The sequence below is a fragment of the Streptomyces sp. NBC_01803 genome, assembly GCF_035917415.1.
GTDB lineage: Bacteria > Actinomycetota > Actinomycetes > Streptomycetales > Streptomycetaceae > Streptomyces.
Genome location: NZ_CP109073.1, coordinates 3448045 through 3465528, shown reverse-complemented (window position 1 = coordinate 3465528; position 17484 = coordinate 3448045). Strand labels below are relative to the sequence as shown.

The window sequence follows — 17484 nt, the reverse complement described above, 5'->3', positions numbered from 1 at the left end:
GCCCCGTCGTCAACCGCGCCGGGCCCGGCCGCCCTCCTCGCCGTCGTCCTCGTCCCGGTGCGGACCGAGGAGCTCGTCCGCCAGCGTCGGGACGTCGTCCAACGGCGTCTCCTCCGCCCACTCCCGCCGCGAGCGCGGCCCGGAGGCGGACGGCGCGGACGGCACAGGAGGTGCGGGGGGCGCGGTCGGCGGAGGCGGCGGGGCCGCCCGGTCCGCGCCGCCGATCTGCGGCAGCGGCCGGGTCTCCCGCACCGCGTCGGGGCCCTCACCGCGCGGGATGATCGCCGTTTCCTCGTTGTCGGGGTTGGCCAGCGGAATCTGCACGGTCTCCGCGCTGTCCGGCTCCTTGGCACCGGACTGCCCGGACGCCCCGGACGGCTCCGACGCCCCGGCCTCAGGTCCCGCCGTCGACGCGGCCGACGCAGCCGCCGCCGAGGCCAGCCGCGCCTGCTCCGCCCGCACTAGCGCCTCCTCGGCCTTGCGCTGCTTCTCCCGGCGCCGCTCCTCGGCCTGGGCGCGCAGCCGTGCCTCCTCCTCGGCCTCGCGCCGGCGCCGTTCCTCCTCCTCGCGCCGCAGCCGCTCCTCCGCCTCCCGGCGACGGCGCTCCTCCTCCGCGAGCCTGCGGGCCTCCTCGGCCACCCGGCGCGCTTCCTCGATGCGGCGCGCCTCCTCGGCGAGCTGCCGCTCCTCCTCCTCGCGCCGCAGCCGCTCCTCTTCCTCGGCGCGCAACCGCGCGAGCTCCGCCTGGCGTTCGCGCTCCAGGCGCTCTTCCTCCTCCTTGCGCCTGCGCTCCTCCTCCGCACGCCGGCGCGCTTCTTCCTCGGCGCGCCGCCGCGCCTCCTCCAGAGCGCGCACCTCGGCCTCGGACAACGGCAGCATCTGGTCGAGCCGGTGCCGCGCGGCGGTGGTGACGGACGCCGGGTCCTGGCCGGCGTCGATCACCAGATAACGCGCCGGGTCGGCGGCGGCCAGCGCCAGGAACCCGGCCCGCACCCGCTGGTGAAACTCGTTGGGCTCGGACTCCAGCCGGTCCGGCGCCTCGGTGAACCGCTCGCGCGCGGTCTCCGGCGACACATCCAGCAGCACCGTCAGATGCGGCACCAGCCCGGCCGTCGCCCACCGCGAGATCCGTGCGACCTCCGTGGAGGACAGGTCGCGGCCGGCGCCCTGGTAAGCGATCGACGAGTCGGTGTACCGGTCGGAGACGACGATGGCGCCGCGCTCCAGGGCCGGCCGGATGACCGACTCGACGTGCTCGGCGCGGTCCGCCGCGTACAGCAGGGCCTCGGCCCGGTCGGACAGCCCGCCGGAGGCGACGTCCAGCAGGATCGCCCGCAGCCGCTGGCCGACCGGGGTGGCGCCGGGCTCGCGGGTGACGACGACCTCGTGGCCCTTGCTGCGGATCCACTCCGCCAGCGCCTCCACCTGGGTGGACTTGCCGGCGCCGTCACCGCCCTCGACGGCGATGAAGAACCCGGTGGCCGCGGGCGCCGACCGGTCGGTCCGGGAGCCGCCGCCCAGCGCGCTCGCCAGATCGCGCCCGAACGGCACGCCGCGCCGGTCGTCGGTGCGGCCGAGCACGACGGCGGCGACGGGCAGCAGCAGCGCGCCGACGATCATCAGGGTGAACGCGGCGCCACCGTGCTGGATGACGAAGTCCCCGCGCTCCACCCGGTGCGGGCCGATGAACGCGGCGGCCAGCGGGGCCGCGACCAGCGCCACCGCGACGGCGAGGCGCACCACCGCGTTCAGGTGCTGGGTGAGCCGGGGCCTGCGGAACGCCTCGGTCTCCTGGTCGAGCAGCACGTGTCCGGTGTTCGCGGCGACGCCGGCCACCAGACCGGTGGCGGCGGCGGTGAACAGGACGGTGGCCGGATCCGCGATCAGGCCGGTGCCGAACAGCCCGAGCCCGGTGAGGGCCAGGGCCAGCGCGAACAACCGTCGCCGGGACAGCGCGGGCAGCACGGCGGGCGCGAGTCGCACGCCGATCACGACCCCGCCGGTGAGGCCCAGCACCAGCAGCCCGAATGACACCGGGCCGCCGCCCTGGTCCCCGACGCGCAGCACGCCGAGCGCGACGGCCGCGGCGACGGCGGCGGCGACGGCCGCGCAGCCGAGGATGAGCACCGGAACGGCGCCGGTCCTGCCCTTGTCGGGAGCGGAGCCGACGGCGGGGCGGCGCAGGCCCTCCAGCGGCGAGCCCGGCCGCCGGGACTCGGCACCCGGCAGCCGCAGGAAATACAGGACGGAGATCGAGGCGGCGAAGAAACCGGCCGCCACATAGGAGGCCAGGGCCGCCTGGTGGGTGGAGAACCAGTCGAGGCCGGTGGCCAGCAGGTTGCTCACCAGGGCCGCGCCGAGCAGCGTGGCGGCGGCCAGCGGGATCGCGACATAGCCGCTGCGCAGCCAGAGGCGGCGCAGCGCCTCGTGGTGGTCGGGCAGCGGCCGGACGGCGGCGCCCTCGGGCGGCGGGACGGGCAGCAGGGCGGGCGCGACGCTGTCCCTGGTAACGGCCCAGATCCGTTCCGCCGAACCGGTGACGAGAACGGTGAGCAGGATGTAGACGTACGCGCTGTCGGGCACCCAGTCGATCCACAGCGGGGCCACGATCAGCAGCACGGCGCGGACCGCGTCGGCGCCGACCATCGTCCAGCGGCGGTCCAGCGGTCCGGACGGCGCGAGCAGGCCGACGAGCGGGCCGAGCAGCAGCACGCCCGCCAGGCCGGTGGCCAGCAGTCGCACGGCGAGCGCGACGGTGACGGCCAGCGCCACACCGCGGTACTCACCGCCGAAGATCGGCTCGCCACCGTCCTCCGGCACGTAGAGGGCGGCCTGAACGGAGAGCAGGATCAGCACGAGCTGGGCGAGGGCGTCGCCTATACCGCCGGCGAACGCCGCCTCCCACAGCCGACGCAGGCCGGGGACCTGCAACAGTGCCCGCCGCGCGCGCTCGCGTGAGTCCGCGGCGAGCGCCTCGTCGGTGGCGCCGCGGGCGGGGTCGACAACCTCGGGTTGCTCTGCTCGCGTCATTCGGCCAGCGTAACCTTCACCACGGACGGCCAAACCACGTACCCGAACATTTGCCCGGAGGACGGGGCCGGCACCGCCACGGCTACTCCCGCGCGCTCGTCGACGACCTGGCCGACGTGGCCTTCTTCGCGGCGGCCTTCTTCGCCGGAGCCTTCCTGTCCGTCGCCTTCTTCGCGGTCGCGTCGGCCGCGCCGGCCCGCGTCTCCCCCGCCGGCGTCTCCCCCGCCGCCATCTTCTTGGCGGCGGTCTTCTTCGTCGGCGCCTTCTTCGCGGTGGTCTTCTTGGCCGGGGCCTTCTTCGCCGCTGTCTTCTTGGCGGCGGTCTTCTTGGCGGCGGTCTTCTTCGCCGGCGCCTTGGCGCGCTTCTCCGCCAGCAGCTCGTACCCGCGCTCCGGCGTGATGGTCTCCGGGTCGTCGTCGCGGCGCAGCGTCGCGTTCGTCTCCCCGTCCGTCACATACGGCCCGAACCGCCCGTCCTTGACCACCACCGGCTGCCCGGTCACCGGGTCCTCGCCCAGCTCCTTCAGCGGCGGCTTGGCCGCGGCCCGCCCCCGCTGCTTCGGCTGCGCGTAGATGGACAACGCCTCGTCCAGCGTGACGGTGAAGAGCTGCTCCTCACTCGTCAGCGAACGCGAGTCCGTCCCCTTTTTCAGGTACGGGCCGTACCGCCCGTTCTGCGCCGTGATCTCCTGCCCCGACTCGGGGTCGGTGCCCACCACGCGCGGCAGGGACAGCAGCCGCAGCGCGTCTTCGAGCGTGACGGAGTCCAGCGACATCGACTTCAGCAGCGAGGCGGTGCGCGGCTTGACCGCGTTCTTCCCGGTCGTCGGCGTGCCCTCGGGCAGCACCTCGGTGACGTACGGTCCGTACCGGCCGTCGCGGGCGACGATCTGGTGGCCGCTGACCGGGTCGGCGCCCAGCTCGAAGTCGCCGCTGGGCTTGGCCAGCAGCTCCTTGGCCAGGTCGACCGTCAGCTCGTCCGGCGGCAGGTCGTCGGGCACGTCGGCCCGCTTGCCCGGCTCCCCCGGCTCGCCGTCCGGCTCCGGCGGCGCCTCCACGTACGGTCCGTACCGGCCGACGCGCAGCACGATGCCGTCGCCGACCGGGAACGACGAGATCTCCCGCGCGTCGATCGCGCCGAGGTCGGTGACCAGCTCCTTCAGCCCGCCGAGGTGGTCGCCGTCGCCGTTCCCCGCGTCGGCCGCGCCGCCGACGGCCGCGCCACCGTCGGGGGCCTCGCCGAAGTAGAAGCGGCGCAGCCACGGCACGGCCTCGGCGTCGCCGGTGGCGATGCGGTCGAGGTCGTCCTCCATCCTGGCCGTGAAGTCGTAGTCGACCAGCCGCCCGAAGTGCTGTTCGAGCAGGTTGACGACGGCGAAGGAGAGGAAGGAGGGAACGAGCGCCGTGCCCTTCTTGAAGACATAGCGCCGGTCGAGGATGGTGCCGATGATCGTGGCGTAGGTGGACGGGCGGCCGATCTCCCGCTCCTCCAGCTCCTTGACCAGCGTGGCCTCGGTGTAGCGCGCCGGCGGCTTGGTGGCGTGACCGTCGGCCGTGATGTCCCGCGCGCCGAGCGGGTCGCCCTCGGCGACGGGCGGCAGCCGCCGCTCGCGGTCGTCGAGCTCGGCGTTCGGATCGTCGGCGCCCTCGACGTACGCCTTGAGGAAGCCGTGGAACGTGATGACCTTGCCGGTCGCGCCGAACTCGCAGTCCTTGCCGTCCGCGCTGGTGCCCGCGATCCGGACGGCGACGGACTGGCCGACCGCGTCCTTCATCTGGGAGGCGACGGTCCGCTTCCAGATCAGCTCGTACAGGCGGTACTGATCGCCCGTCAGACCCGTTTCGGCGGGCGTGCGGAAGCGGTCCCCGGAGGGGCGGATCGCCTCGTGCGCCTCCTGCGCGTTCTTCACCTTGCTCGCGTAGACCCGCGGCCGGTCCGGCAGGTACTCGGCGCCGTAGAGCTGGGTGACCTGGGTCCTGGCGGCGGAGACGGCGGTGTCCGACAGGGTGGTGGAGTCGGTCCGCATATAGGTGATGAAGCCGTTCTCGTACAGGCGCTGGGCGACCTGCATGGTGGACTTCGCGCCCATCCCGAGCTTGCGGGAGGATTCCTGCTGGAGCGTGGTGGTGCGGAACGGCGCGTACGGCGAGCGGCGGTACGGCTTGGCCTCGACCGAGCGGACCGCGAACGCCGTGTCCGTCAGCGCGGCGGCCAGCGCGCGGGCGCTCTCCTCACCGAGCTGCTGGACCTGGCCGGGGTTGCGCGGCTGCCCGTCCGGGCCGAAGTCCCGGCCCTGCGCGACCCGCCGGCCGTCCACGGCGATCAGCCGCGCGTCGAACGGCCCGTCACCGGGCGCGGGGGTGAACGTGCCGGTCAGGTCCCAGTACTCGGCGGAGCGGAACGCGATGCGCTCCCGTTCCCGCTCGACGACGAGCCGGGTCGCCACGGACTGCACCCGGCCCGCGGAGAGCCGGGGCATGACCTTCTTCCACAGCACGGGCGAGACTTCGTAGCCGTAGAGGCGGTCGAGGATGCGGCGCGTCTCCTGGGCGTCGACGAGAAGCTGGTTGAGCTCGCGGGGGTTGTTCACCGCGGCTCTGATGGCATCGCGGGTGATCTCGTGGAAGACCATGCGGCGGACGGGGACCTTGGGCTTGAGGACCTCCTTGAGGTGCCAGGCGATGGCCTCGCCCTCGCGGTCCTCGTCGGTGGCGAGATAGAGCTCGTCGGAGTCGGCCAGCAGCTCCTTGAGCTTCTTGACCTGGTCCTTCTTGTCGCTGTTGACGACGTACAGCGGCTCGAAGTCCTCATCCACGTTCACGCCGAGCCGGGCCCAGGGCTCGCCCTTGTACTTGGCGGGCACCTCGGCGGCGCCGCTCGGCAGGTCGCGGATGTGCCCGACGCTGGCCTCGACCACATATCCGGGGCCGAGGTAGCCCTTGATCGTCTTGGCCTTGGCGGGCGACTCGACGATGACGAGTCGACGGCCGCCGTTCGCGGTCTCGCTGGTCGGGGACAACTTCTTCTCGCTCTTCTCTCCAGCCCAGGGGGAAAGTACTGACGGTGCGGAGTGTGACGGTACATCCCTGCTCTGTGTCAAATGGGAAAACCCCGCGACCGCATCTCGAACGGTAACCCGAGATCCGCCATTCCCGCCGCCCGGTAACGCCAGCGCGTTGTCCATGGACAGTCACCGACCGTGCACCCCGCGCGCCGCGCGGGCACCCCGCGCCCCCCGCCGGTCACTCCGCCGGGATCAGAAAGCCCTGTTCAACCAGGGGCCGCAGCCATTCCGTCGCCCCACTACGCACGGCTACCTCGTCCGCGTCGAGCAACCGTGCGATCGCGTCGAGGATCGTGCCGGCGGTGAGTGTCCCGTCACAGCTTCCGGCGAAACCCGCGCTGATCGTGTCCATGGCGCGGGCCCGCATCATGCCGTGCCGCTGTCGCAGCACCACGTGCTCGGGGTCCTCGTCGCCGGGGGTGCCGAGCTGCTCCTGGACGACGCCGTCGGCGAGGACGTAACGGGCGCGCAGCAGCGCGGCGTCGTCGTGAGCGCGGAGGAAGTCCCGCCGCGCGAAATGCGTCCGGATCGTGTCGCCGAGTGGCTGTTCGACGGTGTGCGGCCAGTCCTCGATCACCAGGGACGGGCGCGCGGCGCCCGACTTGCGCAGCGTGATCCAGCCGAAGCCGACCGCGTGGGTGCGGCGGGCGGCGAACTCCTCCAGCCAGGCCGCGTACGCCTCCTCGTACGCTGCTTGGTCGCCGCGGTGCGCCCCGGCGTCGCGCAGCCACAGCTCGGTGTACTGGGTGACGTCCTGCTCCTCGCGGCGCACGATCCACGCGTCGCAGCCGGGCGGCACCCAGTCGGCGACGCGCTCGCGCCAGTCCTCGCCGTCGACCTGCTGCCAGTTGGCCAGGAGCTGGCACCAGCCGCCGTCCGCGAGGTGGGCGGCCGACTCCCGCACGACCGTGCGGCACAGCTCGTCGCCCGCCATGCCGCCGTCGCGATAGGTCAGGCCGCCGCCGTCCCCGGCCCGGGTGGGCGAGATGACGAACGGGGGATTGGAGACGATGAGGTCGTAGGCGTTCTCCTCGTCCTTCACCGGCTCGAAGAGCGACCCTTCGCGCAGGTCGGCGGCCGGGGCGCCGGAGAGGGCGAGGGTGAGGGCGGCCATGCGCAGGGCGCGGGGGTTGACGTCGGTGGCGGTCACCCGGGCGGCGTGCCGGGTGGCGTGCAGGGCCTGGACGCCACAGCCGGTGCCCAGGTCGAGCACCCGGCCGACGGGGTGGCGGGGCGTCAGCCCGGCGAGCGTGGTGGACGCGCCGCCGACGCCGAGCACGATGTCCCGGGCCTCGCCCCGGTGTCCGAGCGCGTCGGAGACGATCCACCAGTCCTGGCCGTCATCGCCCGCGTAGGGGCGCACGTCCACGGTCGCGCGCACCTCGTCGCCGTCGCGCGCCAGCCAGCCGTCGCCGAGCGCCGCGTCGAGCGGCAGCGCGTGCCGGGCCTCGGCCAGCGGAACGGGCCGCCGCAGCAAGAACAGCCGCGTCAGCACGGCCGACGGAGCGTCGACTCCGCGCGTGGCGCGCCGGGCCGGCACGGTCTCGCCGCGCGCGAGGGCGGCATGGGCGGGGGCACCGAGCAGGTCGAGGAGACCATCGGGCGTGAACGAGGCGGCCAGCAACGCCTCCCGCAGACGGGGGGCGCCGAGGCCGGCGACGGGCGGCGGAAGTGGAGTGATGCTCACGTCACCATTGTCCGCGCCATGGGCGGCACCCGTGTCCGGGCCGCCGCCCGCCGGTCACTCGCCGTTCTCCTCCTCCGGGGACGCGGAGGCCGAGGCGGAGGGGCCGCGGCAGCCTTCCTGACGGCTCATCGCCTCCCCGAGCTCGCCGGACTGAAGCTCGCTCAGCGCCTCGTCACCGCTCTGGCCGAGCGCTTGGAGCTGTTCGGCGATGTCCCGCAGGCCCTCGGCGAAATCGCCCTGGTCGGAGGTGTCGAGGCCGTCGATGCTCTCCTTCAGCTCGGCGTAGGAGTCGGACAGGCCGCGCAGGGCGGTGACGGCGTTCTCGCGCAACTCCGTGCCGTTGTCGACGGGCGGGTCGCCGGCCTCGTCGACCGCGTCCGCGAGGGCGGCGTAGGCGTCGGAGACGTCCTGGAAGGCGGTGGAGTCGGCCTCCCGCACTTCCTCCGCGGAACGGTTGCCCTCGCTCGCCTCGGTGATGGCGGCGTTGGCGGCTTCGATCCGCTCGACCTGGGGCTGCAACTGCTCACAGACGTTCCTGGCCCACTCGTCCGTGTCGTCACCGCCGTCGCCGCCGCACGCCGACAGCGTGAGGACGACCAGCGTCGCGCAACCCGACAGTGTGACCGCGAGCTTCTTGTTCACCGTTCCCCGTTCCTCGTCCTTGCGTACCGCTAGGGCGGGAACTTACACGCCGTTCATCCCTCTTCCGAGTGACAGCCAGGCTTATTGTCCTGAATTACACCCATCTGAACCAGCTCTGCCGGGACGTTCGTCACGCGCTGAAACCCCCGTCGCTGTGCAGCAGCCGACCGTTGATCCAGCCACCCTCCGGGGAGCACAGGAACGCGACGAGGCGCGCGCAGTCGCGCGGCGTGCCGAGGCGGCCCAGGGGCGTGCGCCGGACCACGTCCGCCTTCAGCTCCTCGGTCATCCAGCCGGTGTCGGTGGGGCCGGGGTTGACGACGTTGGCGGTCACGCCGAGATCGGCCAGCTCCCGGGCGGCGGCCAGCGTGATGCGGTCCAGGGCGCCCTTGCTGGCGCCGTACGGCAGGTTCCCCGCGGTGTGGTCGCTGGTCAGAGCGACGATCCGGCCGGTGCCGCGCGGGCCGGTGAAGCGCAGCGCGAACTCCCTGATCAGCAGCCAGGTCGCGCGGGCGTTCACGGCGAAGTGGCGGTCGAAGCTCTCCACGGTGGTGTCCAGGATTCCGGAGTCGGTGGACTCGCAGTGGCCGAGCACCAGCGCGGTGACGCTCCCCAGCCGCTCCTCGGCGGCGTCGAAGAGGCGGGCGGGCGCCTCCGGGTCGCTCAGATCGGCCTCGAACCCGGCCGACCGGGCGCCGAGCCCGCGCAGCCGCGCCGCCACCGCGCCGACCGCGCCGTCGTCGGCGCCCCACGGCATCCGGCGGTCATAGGGAGTCCAGTACCCGAACGCCACATCCCAGCCACCCGCCGCCAGCCCCTCGGCCACCGCGGCGCCGATCCCGGCCGACCGGCCCACGCCGGTGACCAGCGCGACGGGGCGGGCCGCCACCGCGCCGTCCCGCCCGCCGTCCGCGCGCTCTCGCCGGCCGGTCAGGAGACGGCGGCGGTCGCGGTCGGCCAGGTCATGCGGATCTTCCCGCCGCGGGCGTCGGAGATCACCTCGACGTCGTCGACGAGCCCGCTGATCACGGCCAGGCCGAGCTCGTCGCTCTCCTCGGCGGCCTCGGCGGCCGACTGGTCCCGGGGCGAGGGAACGACGCTGGGCGCGTCGTCGCCGACCTCGATGGAGAACGCCTTCTCCCCCTCGGTCAGCACGACGCGCACGGGACTGGTCAGTCCGTGAACAGCGTGCAGGCCCACCGCGCGGCTGCACGCCTCGCCGACCGCGAGCCGGAGCTCGTCGAGCACCGACTCGTCGACTCCGGCGCGCCGGGCGACCGCCGCGGCCACCAGCCGGGCGGTGCGCACATGCTCCGGGGACGCGCTGAAGCGAAGTTCGACGGTGGCCATGGCCATCCCCCTCGATCGTGCGGAAACACCGCCCCGGGCCACGGTGCCGACAGGGCCGGCGCCGCCGTCGCGCGGGGCGGTCGCGGTGTTGATCTCTTGGCTTCCGCCCGGCTCGGCTCGGCGAGCCCGGCGCTTGTCAGTCGGTGGCCGCGATGGCCTCGTCCACGGACTCGTGGATGGGGAACACCTTGGTCAGGCCCGTGATCCGGAAGATCTTCAGGATGCGCTCCTGGTTGCACACCAGGCGCAACGAGCCCTCCTGGGCACGCACCCGCTTCAGGCCGCCGACCAGCACACCAAGCCCGGTGGAGTCGAGGAAGTCGACGCGCTCCATGTCCACCACGAGGTGATGGTTGCCGTCATTGACCAACTCCACCAACTGTTCGCGCAGCTTGGGCGCGGTGTATACGTCAATCTCGCCGCCTACCTCCACGACCGTACGGTCGCCAACGGTTCGGGTTGACAGGGACAGGTCCACGGATCCTCCAGCACCTTGCATCGAGCGGTCGCCCCCCATGGATCGGCAGCCGCCAGGGCATTCAACCACTTACCGCCTGCCCAGGACGACGTCTTACAGCCATTGTCCGTCGGACCAGTGACAGACTCGATGCCGATGCCCGACACCCACCGGCCGCACGAAGCGGGCGACACCGAGGCGCACCGCCCGTCACCCCGGGAGGTGCTCGAACTCCTGCGCACACGATCGGAGCGCGCCGCACGGCTCACCCACATGGAGCAGCTTCCCGCGCGTCCCGGCCGCCATGCGCCCTGGCCGGACCGAATACGCCCCGAGGTGATCGGCGCCGTCCGGGCCACCGGCATCGAACGACCCTGGGCACACCAGGCTCGCACGATCGAGCACGCCCTGCGCGGCGAATCCGTCGTGATCTCCACGGGCACCGCCTCCGGGAAGTCCCTCGCCTACCAGGTGCCGGTGCTCAGCACCCTGCTCGACGGCCACCCGGCCCGGGGACGGCGTGGCGCCACCGCGCTGTATCTGGCGCCGACCAAGGCGCTGGGCGCCGACCAGCTCCGCGCGGTCCGCATACTGGCCGCCCCCCTCGGCACCGCCGTCCGGCCGGCGGCCTTCGACGGCGACACCGCGTCCGAGGAACGGACCTGGGCGCGGGAGCACGCGAACCTCCTGCTCACCAACCCCGACATGCTCCACCGCGGCCTGTTGCCCGGCCACCGGCGCTGGTCCTCCTTCCTGCGGGCGCTGCGTTACGTGATCGTCGACGAGTGCCACGTCTACCGGGGCGTCTTCGGCTCGCATGTCGCCCAGGTGCTGCGCCGGCTCCGGCGTGTCTGCGCCCACTACGGGGCCGAGCCGGTGTTCCTGCTCGCCTCGGCCACCACGGCCGACCCCGGCACGACGGCGTCCCGGCTGACCGGGCTGCCGGTCGCGGCGGTGACCGAGGACGCCTCGCCCCGCGGCGAGCTGGTCTTCGCCCTGTGGGAGCCGCCGCTGACCGAGGCCGTGGGCGAGCGGGGCGCGCCCGTCCGCCGCACCGCGACCGCCGAGACCGCCGAACTGCTCACCGACCTCGTCTCCCGGGGGGTGCGCACGGTCGCCTTCGTCCGCTCCCGGCGCGGCGCGGAGCTGATCTCGCTGATCGCCCAGGAGCGCCTCGACGCGGCCGACCGGCGGCGGGTGGCCGCCTACCGGGGCGGCTATCTGCCGGAGGAGCGCCGCGCGCTGGAGCGCGCGCTGCACGAGGGCGAGCTGCTGGGCCTGGCCGCCACCACCGCGCTGGAACTGGGCGTGGACATCGCCGGGCTCGACGCCGTGCTGCTGGCCGGCTATCCGGGCACCCGGGCCTCGCTGTGGCAGCAGGCGGGCCGCGCCGGGCGGCGGCGGCAGGGTGCGCTGGCCGTGCTGGTGGCCAGGGACGACCCGCTCGACACCTATCTGGTGCACCACCCCGAAGCGCTGTTCCAACAGCCGGTCGAGACGACCGTACTTGACCCGGGCAATCCCTACGTGCTGGCCCCGCACCTGTGCGCGGCGGCCGCCGAGCTGCCGCTTACGGAGGCCGAGTTCGCGGGCGAGAGGGCGCTGTTCGACCCGGCCGCGGCCGAGCTGCTGCCCAAGCTGACCGAGCGCGCGCTGCTCCGCCGCCGGGGCGCGTCCTGGTACTGGACCCGGCGGGAGCGGCCCGCCGACATGGTCGGCATCCGGGGGGAAGGCGGCGAGCAGGTGCGCGTCGTGGAGGACGGCACCGGGCGGCTGCTCGGCACGGTGGACGCCGCCGCCGCGCACACCTCGGTCCACGAGGGCGCGGTCCACCTGCACCAGGGCCTCACCTACGTCGTCCGGGAGCTGGACCTCCGGGAGTCGGTGGCTCTGGTCGAGGAGGCCAGCCCGCCATGGTCGACCTCGGCCCGCGAGGTCACTGACATCTCCGTGCTGGAGACCGACACCGAGGTGCCCTGGGGGGCGGCGCGGCTGTACTTCGGCTCGGTCGAGGTCACCCATCAGGTCGTCTCCTATCTGCGGCGCCGGCTGCTGACCGGCGAGGTCCTGGGCGAGACCCGGCTGGATCTGCCCGCCCGCACGCTGCGCACCCGGGCGGTGTGGTGGACGGTCACGGAGGATCAGCTGGACGCCGCCCGGATCGGCCCGGAGATCCTGCCGGGGTCCCTGCACGCGGCGGAGCACGCCTCCATCGGCATGCTGCCGCTGTTCGCCACCTGCGACCGCTGGGACATCGGCGGGGTGTCCACCGCGCTGCACCCCGACACGCTGCTGCCCACGGTGTTCGTCCACGACGGCCATCCCGGCGGCGCGGGCTTCGCCGAGCGGGCCTTCCACACGGCACGGCGGTGGCTGGCCGCGACCCGGGACGCGATCGCGGCCTGCGAGTGCGCGAGCGGCTGCCCGTCGTGCATCCAGTCACCCAAGTGCGGCAATGGCAACGATCCGCTGCACAAGGCCGGTGCCATCCGCCTGCTCACGGAACTGCTGCGTCACTAGGCCCGGCCCGGGCCCTCGCCCGGACCGCGTACGGTCCGGCCCTGGCCTCGGCGGTCAGATCCGCGATCTCGCCGCCCACGTGACAGCGCGTCAGGAGGGCGCCCTGGGCCTCGGCCACCCGCCGGGCCAGCCCGCACGCCGTCTCCGCCCCGGCGAGCGCCCTGTCCGCGGCGGCCAGCGCCGCCAGGTCGGCGGCCCCGGCCGCCCGCTGCCGGGCGGCGGTCACCTGGCCGAGGGCCAGGACGGCGGCGAACACCAGGCACAGCAGTGTGGCGCTCGCGGCGGCCCACACCGTGGCGGACCCTCGGTCGCCGAGGTCACCCCGGCTCGGCATGGGCCACCGCCTCCCCGGAGACCGGCACGGCCAGCGGGCCGGGGCCCAGCGTTCTGGCCTCGACGGACACTCGGTAGATCTCGCCTTCGCGCGCCACCCGCACCTCCGCGTTCTCCGGGGCCGCGGCGCGCGCCACGCCCGTGACGGCGGCGGGGTCCTCCCCACGGGCCGCCGCGCGGGCCCCCGCCCGCGCGGCGTCACCGCACCGGATCTGGGCGCCGACGGCGCCCAGGCTCCACAGCAGCATCCCCAGCAGCAGGACGAGCGAGGGAATGACCACCGCGCTCTCCGCCGTGACATAGCCGCCGTCCGGGGCACAGTCACGGCTGAGTGTTGAGCGCCCGCTCCACCACCTGCTGGAGGGCATCGGTCACCGCCCCCGAGGTGACGACCTGATACAGGACGGCGGCGAGAGCGGCTGCCGCGAGAGTGCCGACGGCGTACTCCGCGGTGGACATTCCGGCGTCCCGCCGCCACCGGGGCGACAGCTTGATCGAACGTGTGACTGGCCACATGGCCGGACCTCCCGTGCGCGTTGATGACGTTGATGACATTGATGACGTTCTTTGACGCATTGATGGGGTTGACGAATTGGGTGAATCGAGGGATTGCCGGGGCCGGTGGGTTGACGGACGGGCGTCCGAGCGCCGGGGGCGGACGGGTCACAGCAGCTCCGCCGCCAGGCCGATCACCACCGGGGCGACGCCGATCAGCAGGAACGCGGGCAGGAAGCACAGCCCCAGCGGCCCCGTGACCAGGACACTCGCCCGTCTGGCGCGGGTCTGGGCGGCCCGGCGGCGGCGGGCCCGGCACTCGGCGGCCTCGGCGGCCACCGCCGCGACCGCGGGCGCTCCGCTGGTGCCGGCGAGCTCCAGGCGGCGGGCCAGCGTCGCGGCGCCCGGCAGGCGGCCGAACCTGGCCCACACGACGGCCGGCTCGCCGCCGAGCCGCAGCTCGGTGGCGGCCCGGCGCAGACGCTCGCCAACCGGGCCGCCGAGCGACGCCCCAACCGCATCCGCCGCTGTGCCCGGCGTGGCGCCCGCCGCGAGACAGGCGGCCAGCAGCTCCGTCGCCAACGGAAGCCGCGGATCGTCCGGCTCGCGCGGGCGCCGCCGGGCCCGGGCGACGAGCGACCGCGCGAGGCGGCGGCGCCTGCCGCCCGGGACCCGGAGCCCGCCCCGGGGCGGCCGGCCGCCCCGGCCGCCCCGGACGGCCCACCAGGCCAACGCCAGCAGAGCCAGAGCCGCCGTCATGCCGCCCCCCGCTCCGCAGACCGGACGATGGCCCGCACCCAGGCCACCCCCGCCCACTCCAGCAGCGCCCCGACCAGCAGACAGCCCAGCCCGGCCGGGGTGCCGAACAGCACCCGCAGCGGCTCCACACCCATCGTGGCGCCCAGCGCCAGCCCGAACAGCGGCAGCGCCGCGAGCACCAGCGCCGTCGCCCTCGGTCCCGCCAACTGCGCCCGCAGCTCCTCCTGCTGGTCGCGCTCGGCGCGCAGCGCCCCCGCCACCCGCTCCAGCCCCGAGGCGAGCGAGGCGCCGCCGTCCACGGCCACCGCCCAGCAGGCGGCCAGTCCGCGCAGCCCCTCGGCCCCGGGCCGCTCCGACGCCGCCCGCAACGCCGACGGCACATCCCCGCCGTACCGCGCCGCGGCCAGCACCGCGCCACCGGGCACGCCGAGACCGCCCGTGCCCACGTCGGCCAGCGCCTTCCCCGGCGGTCGGCCCGCCCGCACCTCCCCGGCCAGCGAGGCGCAGAGGGCGATCACCGCGTCCCGCCGCTGGTCGGCGGCGCGCCGCGCCAGACAGCCCCGCCACCACCGCGCGACCAACGGCGCGGCCAGCAAGGCGGCCGCCAGCGGCAAGGCAGAACGCCCCCACAGGGCCAGCAGCCCGCCGACCGCCAGACAGCCCAGCACGACGCGCACCGTGGCGGCGTCCGGCGGGCGCGTCATCGGACGGCGACGACGAGCGGACGGCGCGGCTCCGGCGGCGCCGACGGGCAGCAGCCGGGACCGGCGCCGCCACGGCGACCCGTCCGCCAGCAGCCAGGCACCCGCGCCTGCGCACAGGGCCGCCGCGAACTGCGTGATCTGCCCGGTCACAGCGCACACCCGCCGCCCCGGGCGCACAGCCGGGCCAGCCGGTCCCAGCCGGGCCCCTGGGCGAATCCCCCGGGCTCCCAGCGGGCGGCGGGGACAGTGCGGACCAGGCCGGAGCCGTCCCGCCCCAGAACGTGCACCTCGGCGATCCTGCGCCGTCCCGTGGCGCGGTCCCGCCCCAGGTGCAGCACCACGGAGAGCGCCGCTTCGAGCTGGCTGTGCAGGGCGACCCTGGCCAGCCCGGCCGCGCTGCCGAGCGCTTCGAGCCGCGCCGGGACATCGGCGGCGGCGTTGGCGTGCAGGGTGCCGCAGCCGCCCTCGTGGCCGGTGTTGAGGGCGCCGAGCAGGTCCAGCACCTCGGGTCCCCGGCACTCGCCCACCACCAGCCGGTCCGGACGCATCCGCAGGGCCTGGCGGACCAGGTCCCGCAGCGTGACCCGGCCCGCGCCCTCCTGGTTGGCCGGCCGGGTCTCCAGCCGCACCACGTGGGGGTGGGCGGGCCGCAGCTCGGCCGAGTCCTCCACCAGCACGATCCGCTCCCCCGGCTCGACCAGGCCGAGCAGGGCGGCCAGCAGGGTGCTCTTGCCGGAGCCGGTGCCGCCGCTGATCAGGAACGAGAGCCGGGCCGTGAGCAGCGACCGCAGCAACCGCTCCCCGCCGGGCGGGATGGTGCCGGCCTCGCTCAGCTCCGCCAGGGTGAAGGCCCGCGCGCGGAGCACGCGCAGCGACAGGCAGGGCGAGCCGACGACCACGGGCGGCAGCACGGCGTGCATCCGCGTGCCGTCGGGGAGCCGGACGTCGGCCCAGGGGCTGGCGTCGTCCAGGCGGCGGCCCGCCGCCCCGGCGAGCCGCTGAGCGAGCCGACGGATGGCCGCGGCGTCACGGAAGCGCACCGCCGCCCGCTCCAGGCCGCGCCCGCGGTCCACCCAGACCTCGTCCGGCCCGTTCACCAGGACGTCGGTGACGTCCGGCTCGGCGAGCAACGGCTGCAACGGCCCGGCGCCGACCAGCTCGGACCGCAGCGCGCGCACCACGGACAGGACGGCGCTGTCGCCCATCAGCCGCCCCTGGGCGCGCAGAGCGGCCGCCACCCGGCCCGGCGTCGGCTCGGCCCCCTCCTCGGCCAGCCGCAGCCGCACGGCGTCCAGCAGCTCGGGCGGCACGGCCGGCTCCTCCCGCTCCGGCGCCGCGGCCCGGGTCCCGGCGCTCACGCGACGACTCCCTCGGCGGGCAGGGCCCGCTCCAGCAGAGTGGCGCAGAACTTCGCGAGCACGCCCCCGGCATTCGCGCCCGGCGGCTCTCCCGCGTCGGCCGCCGCCGACAGGCCCGGCTCGTCGGGCAGCTCACCGGCGAGCGGCAGCCCGAGCAGCCGCGCCAGCTCGGCGCCCGCCGGCCCGCCGGGGCCCGGTGGGCGGGCCACCACCCGCAGGTCACGGACCAGCGCCCCCGTCGTGCCGATCACCCGCCGGGCGCCGGCCACGGCGCGCAGCTCGCCCGGGACCACCAGCAGCCCCAGGTCGAGCTGGACCAGGGCCTCGGCCGCCGCCTCGTCGGCGGCGCGCGGGAGGTCGAGCACCACCACGCCGCCGCCGCGCCGCGCGGCGGTCAGCACCGTGCACATCGCCTCGGCCGGAAGCCTCGCGCCGTCCGCGCGATCGTGGCTGAGCAGGCTCAGCCCGTGCAGCCGGGGCAGCGACTCCTCCAGCGCCGCGCCGGACAGCCGCCCCCGGGCGGCGAGGAACGACGGCCAGCGCGGCCCCGGCACCCGCTCGCCGCCGAGCAGGACGTCCAGTCCGCCGCCCAGCGGATCGCCGTCGATGAGCATCGTGCGCCGCCCCTGCCGGGCGGCCGTCACCGCCAGCGCGCAGGCCAGCGAGGAGGCTCCGGCGCCGCCCCGGCCGCCGAACACGCCGACGGTCAGCGCCGGGGTGCCCGGTCGGTCGATGGCGTCCGCGATGCGGTCGGCCAGCCACGGCTCGTCGCCCGGTAGATGGAGCACCTGCTCGGCACCGAGCGCCACCCCACGGGCCCAGATCGTGTGATCGTCCAGATCGCGCCCCACGAGCAGCACGCCGGGGCGCCGGCCCGGCCAGCGGCCGGCCTCCGGGCTCGCCACGGCCCGGTCGTCGCCGACGAGCACGAGCGGGGCCCGCTCCCACCGCGCGGCCGACACGGGCGCGCCGTGCACGACCTCGGCATCGGCCCCCGCCGCGGCGCACAGCCGCAGCAGGTCGTCAAGAAGATCCTCGTCCTCCGTGAGAATCAGAATGGAATCGGCCACGGCTATCCCCCTTCG

Annotated in this window: 15 protein-coding genes; 1 reads left to right on the top strand and 14 read right to left on the bottom strand. The window is 75.0% G+C overall.

Annotated elements, in window-relative coordinates:
- Positions 1 to 9: 9 nt before the first annotated feature.
- The 7 genes from tmk to OIE51_RS15610 all read right to left on the bottom strand — a co-directional run bounded on the left by tmk (position 10) and on the right by OIE51_RS15610 (position 10251).
- Positions 10 to 3030 (bottom strand): dTMP kinase, encoded by a 3021-nt coding sequence (tmk, locus tag OIE51_RS15640; protein WP_326598295.1) that lies wholly within the window; start codon positions 3028 to 3030, stop codon positions 10 to 12.
- Between the two features lie 82 nt (positions 3031 to 3112).
- Positions 3113 to 6049: a type I DNA topoisomerase gene (gene topA, locus OIE51_RS15635; RefSeq protein ID WP_326598294.1), complete on the bottom strand. Its 2937-nt coding sequence runs from the start codon at positions 6047 to 6049 to the stop codon at positions 3113 to 3115.
- Between the two features lie 223 nt (positions 6050 to 6272).
- Positions 6273 to 7781: a DUF7059 domain-containing protein gene (locus OIE51_RS15630; RefSeq protein WP_326598293.1), complete on the bottom strand. Its 1509-nt coding sequence runs from the start codon at positions 7779 to 7781 to the stop codon at positions 6273 to 6275.
- 54 nt (positions 7782 to 7835) lie between these two features.
- On the bottom strand, positions 7836 to 8423 hold the full coding sequence (locus tag OIE51_RS15625) for a small secreted protein (protein ID WP_326598292.1): 588 nt from the start codon (positions 8421 to 8423) through the stop codon (positions 7836 to 7838).
- A 130-nt stretch (positions 8424 to 8553) separates the two neighbouring features.
- Positions 8554 to 9312 carry an SDR family oxidoreductase gene (locus tag OIE51_RS15620; protein WP_326598291.1) on the bottom strand — a complete coding sequence of 253 codons (759 nt, stop codon included), beginning with the start codon at positions 9310 to 9312 and terminating at the stop codon, positions 8554 to 8556.
- A 41-nt stretch (positions 9313 to 9353) separates the two neighbouring features.
- Complete coding sequence (locus OIE51_RS15615; RefSeq protein WP_326598290.1) at positions 9354 to 9773, bottom strand: ATP-binding protein; 420 nt, start codon at positions 9771 to 9773, stop codon at positions 9354 to 9356.
- Positions 9774 to 9909: 136 nt separating this feature from the next.
- On the bottom strand, positions 9910 to 10251 hold the full coding sequence (locus OIE51_RS15610; protein ID WP_052847650.1) for an STAS domain-containing protein: 342 nt from the start codon (positions 10249 to 10251) through the stop codon (positions 9910 to 9912).
- Positions 10252 to 10386: 135 nt separating this feature from the next.
- Here OIE51_RS15610 and OIE51_RS15605 point away from each other — a divergent pair, with 135 nt between their 5' ends.
- Positions 10387 to 12750: a DEAD/DEAH box helicase gene (locus OIE51_RS15605; protein WP_326598285.1), complete on the top strand. Its 2364-nt coding sequence runs from the start codon at positions 10387 to 10389 to the stop codon at positions 12748 to 12750.
- On the opposite strand, the gene OIE51_RS15600 is transcribed toward OIE51_RS15605, so the two are convergent.
- The 7 genes from OIE51_RS15600 to ssd form a co-directional block, all read right to left on the bottom strand.
- Entirely contained in the window at positions 12728 to 13084 is a 357-nt protein-coding gene (locus tag OIE51_RS15600) for an Rv3654c family TadE-like protein (RefSeq protein ID WP_326598284.1), read from the bottom strand. The two genes, OIE51_RS15605 and OIE51_RS15600, sit on opposite strands and share 23 nt — an antisense overlap.
- Positions 13068 to 13451 (bottom strand): TadE family type IV pilus minor pilin, encoded by a 384-nt coding sequence (locus OIE51_RS15595; RefSeq protein WP_326598283.1) that lies wholly within the window; start codon positions 13449 to 13451, stop codon positions 13068 to 13070. Before OIE51_RS15595 ends, OIE51_RS15600 begins: the two co-directional genes overlap by 17 nt.
- Positions 13405 to 13599, bottom strand: a complete 195-nt coding sequence (locus OIE51_RS15590; RefSeq protein WP_326598282.1) for a DUF4244 domain-containing protein — start codon at positions 13597 to 13599, stop codon at positions 13405 to 13407. The genes OIE51_RS15595 and OIE51_RS15590 overlap by 47 nt, the downstream gene beginning before the upstream one ends.
- A 147-nt stretch (positions 13600 to 13746) precedes the next feature.
- Positions 13747 to 14337: a type II secretion system F family protein gene (locus OIE51_RS15585; protein WP_442811933.1), complete on the bottom strand. Its 591-nt coding sequence runs from the start codon at positions 14335 to 14337 to the stop codon at positions 13747 to 13749.
- On the bottom strand, positions 14334 to 15191 hold the full coding sequence (locus tag OIE51_RS15580; RefSeq protein WP_326598281.1) for a type II secretion system F family protein: 858 nt from the start codon (positions 15189 to 15191) through the stop codon (positions 14334 to 14336). The genes OIE51_RS15585 and OIE51_RS15580 overlap by 4 nt, the downstream gene beginning before the upstream one ends.
- Complete coding sequence (locus OIE51_RS15575; protein ID WP_326600649.1) at positions 15188 to 16351, bottom strand: TadA family conjugal transfer-associated ATPase; 1164 nt, start codon at positions 16349 to 16351, stop codon at positions 15188 to 15190. Before OIE51_RS15575 ends, OIE51_RS15580 begins: the two co-directional genes overlap by 4 nt.
- A 44-nt stretch (positions 16352 to 16395) precedes the next feature.
- Positions 16396 to 17469: a septum site-determining protein Ssd gene (ssd, locus tag OIE51_RS15570; protein ID WP_326598280.1), complete on the bottom strand. Its 1074-nt coding sequence runs from the start codon at positions 17467 to 17469 to the stop codon at positions 16396 to 16398.
- Between the last annotated feature and the right edge of the window lie 15 nt (positions 17470 to 17484).

What these genes read in the sequence shown, in the direction of transcription:
- OIE51_RS15600 (WP_326598284.1), bottom strand. Translation starts at nt 13,084, where the DNA reads ATGCCGAGCCGGGGTGACCTCGGCGACCGAGGGTCCGCCACGGTGTGG.
- OIE51_RS15605 (WP_326598285.1), top strand. Translation starts at nt 10,387, where the DNA reads ATGCCCGACACCCACCGGCCGCACGAAGCGGGCGACACCGAGGCGCAC.
- OIE51_RS15590 (WP_326598282.1), bottom strand. Translation starts at nt 13,599, where the DNA reads ATGTGGCCAGTCACACGTTCGATCAAGCTGTCGCCCCGGTGGCGGCGG.
- tmk (WP_326598295.1), bottom strand. Translation starts at nt 3,030, where the DNA reads ATGACGCGAGCAGAGCAACCCGAGGTTGTCGACCCCGCCCGCGGCGCC.
- OIE51_RS15615 (WP_326598290.1), bottom strand. Translation starts at nt 9,773, where the DNA reads ATGGCCACCGTCGAACTTCGCTTCAGCGCGTCCCCGGAGCATGTGCGC.
- OIE51_RS15585 (WP_442811933.1), bottom strand. Translation starts at nt 14,337, where the DNA reads ATGACGGCGGCTCTGGCTCTGCTGGCGTTGGCCTGGTGGGCCGTCCGG.
- OIE51_RS15595 (WP_326598283.1), bottom strand. Translation starts at nt 13,451, where the DNA reads ATGCCCTCCAGCAGGTGGTGGAGCGGGCGCTCAACACTCAGCCGTGAC.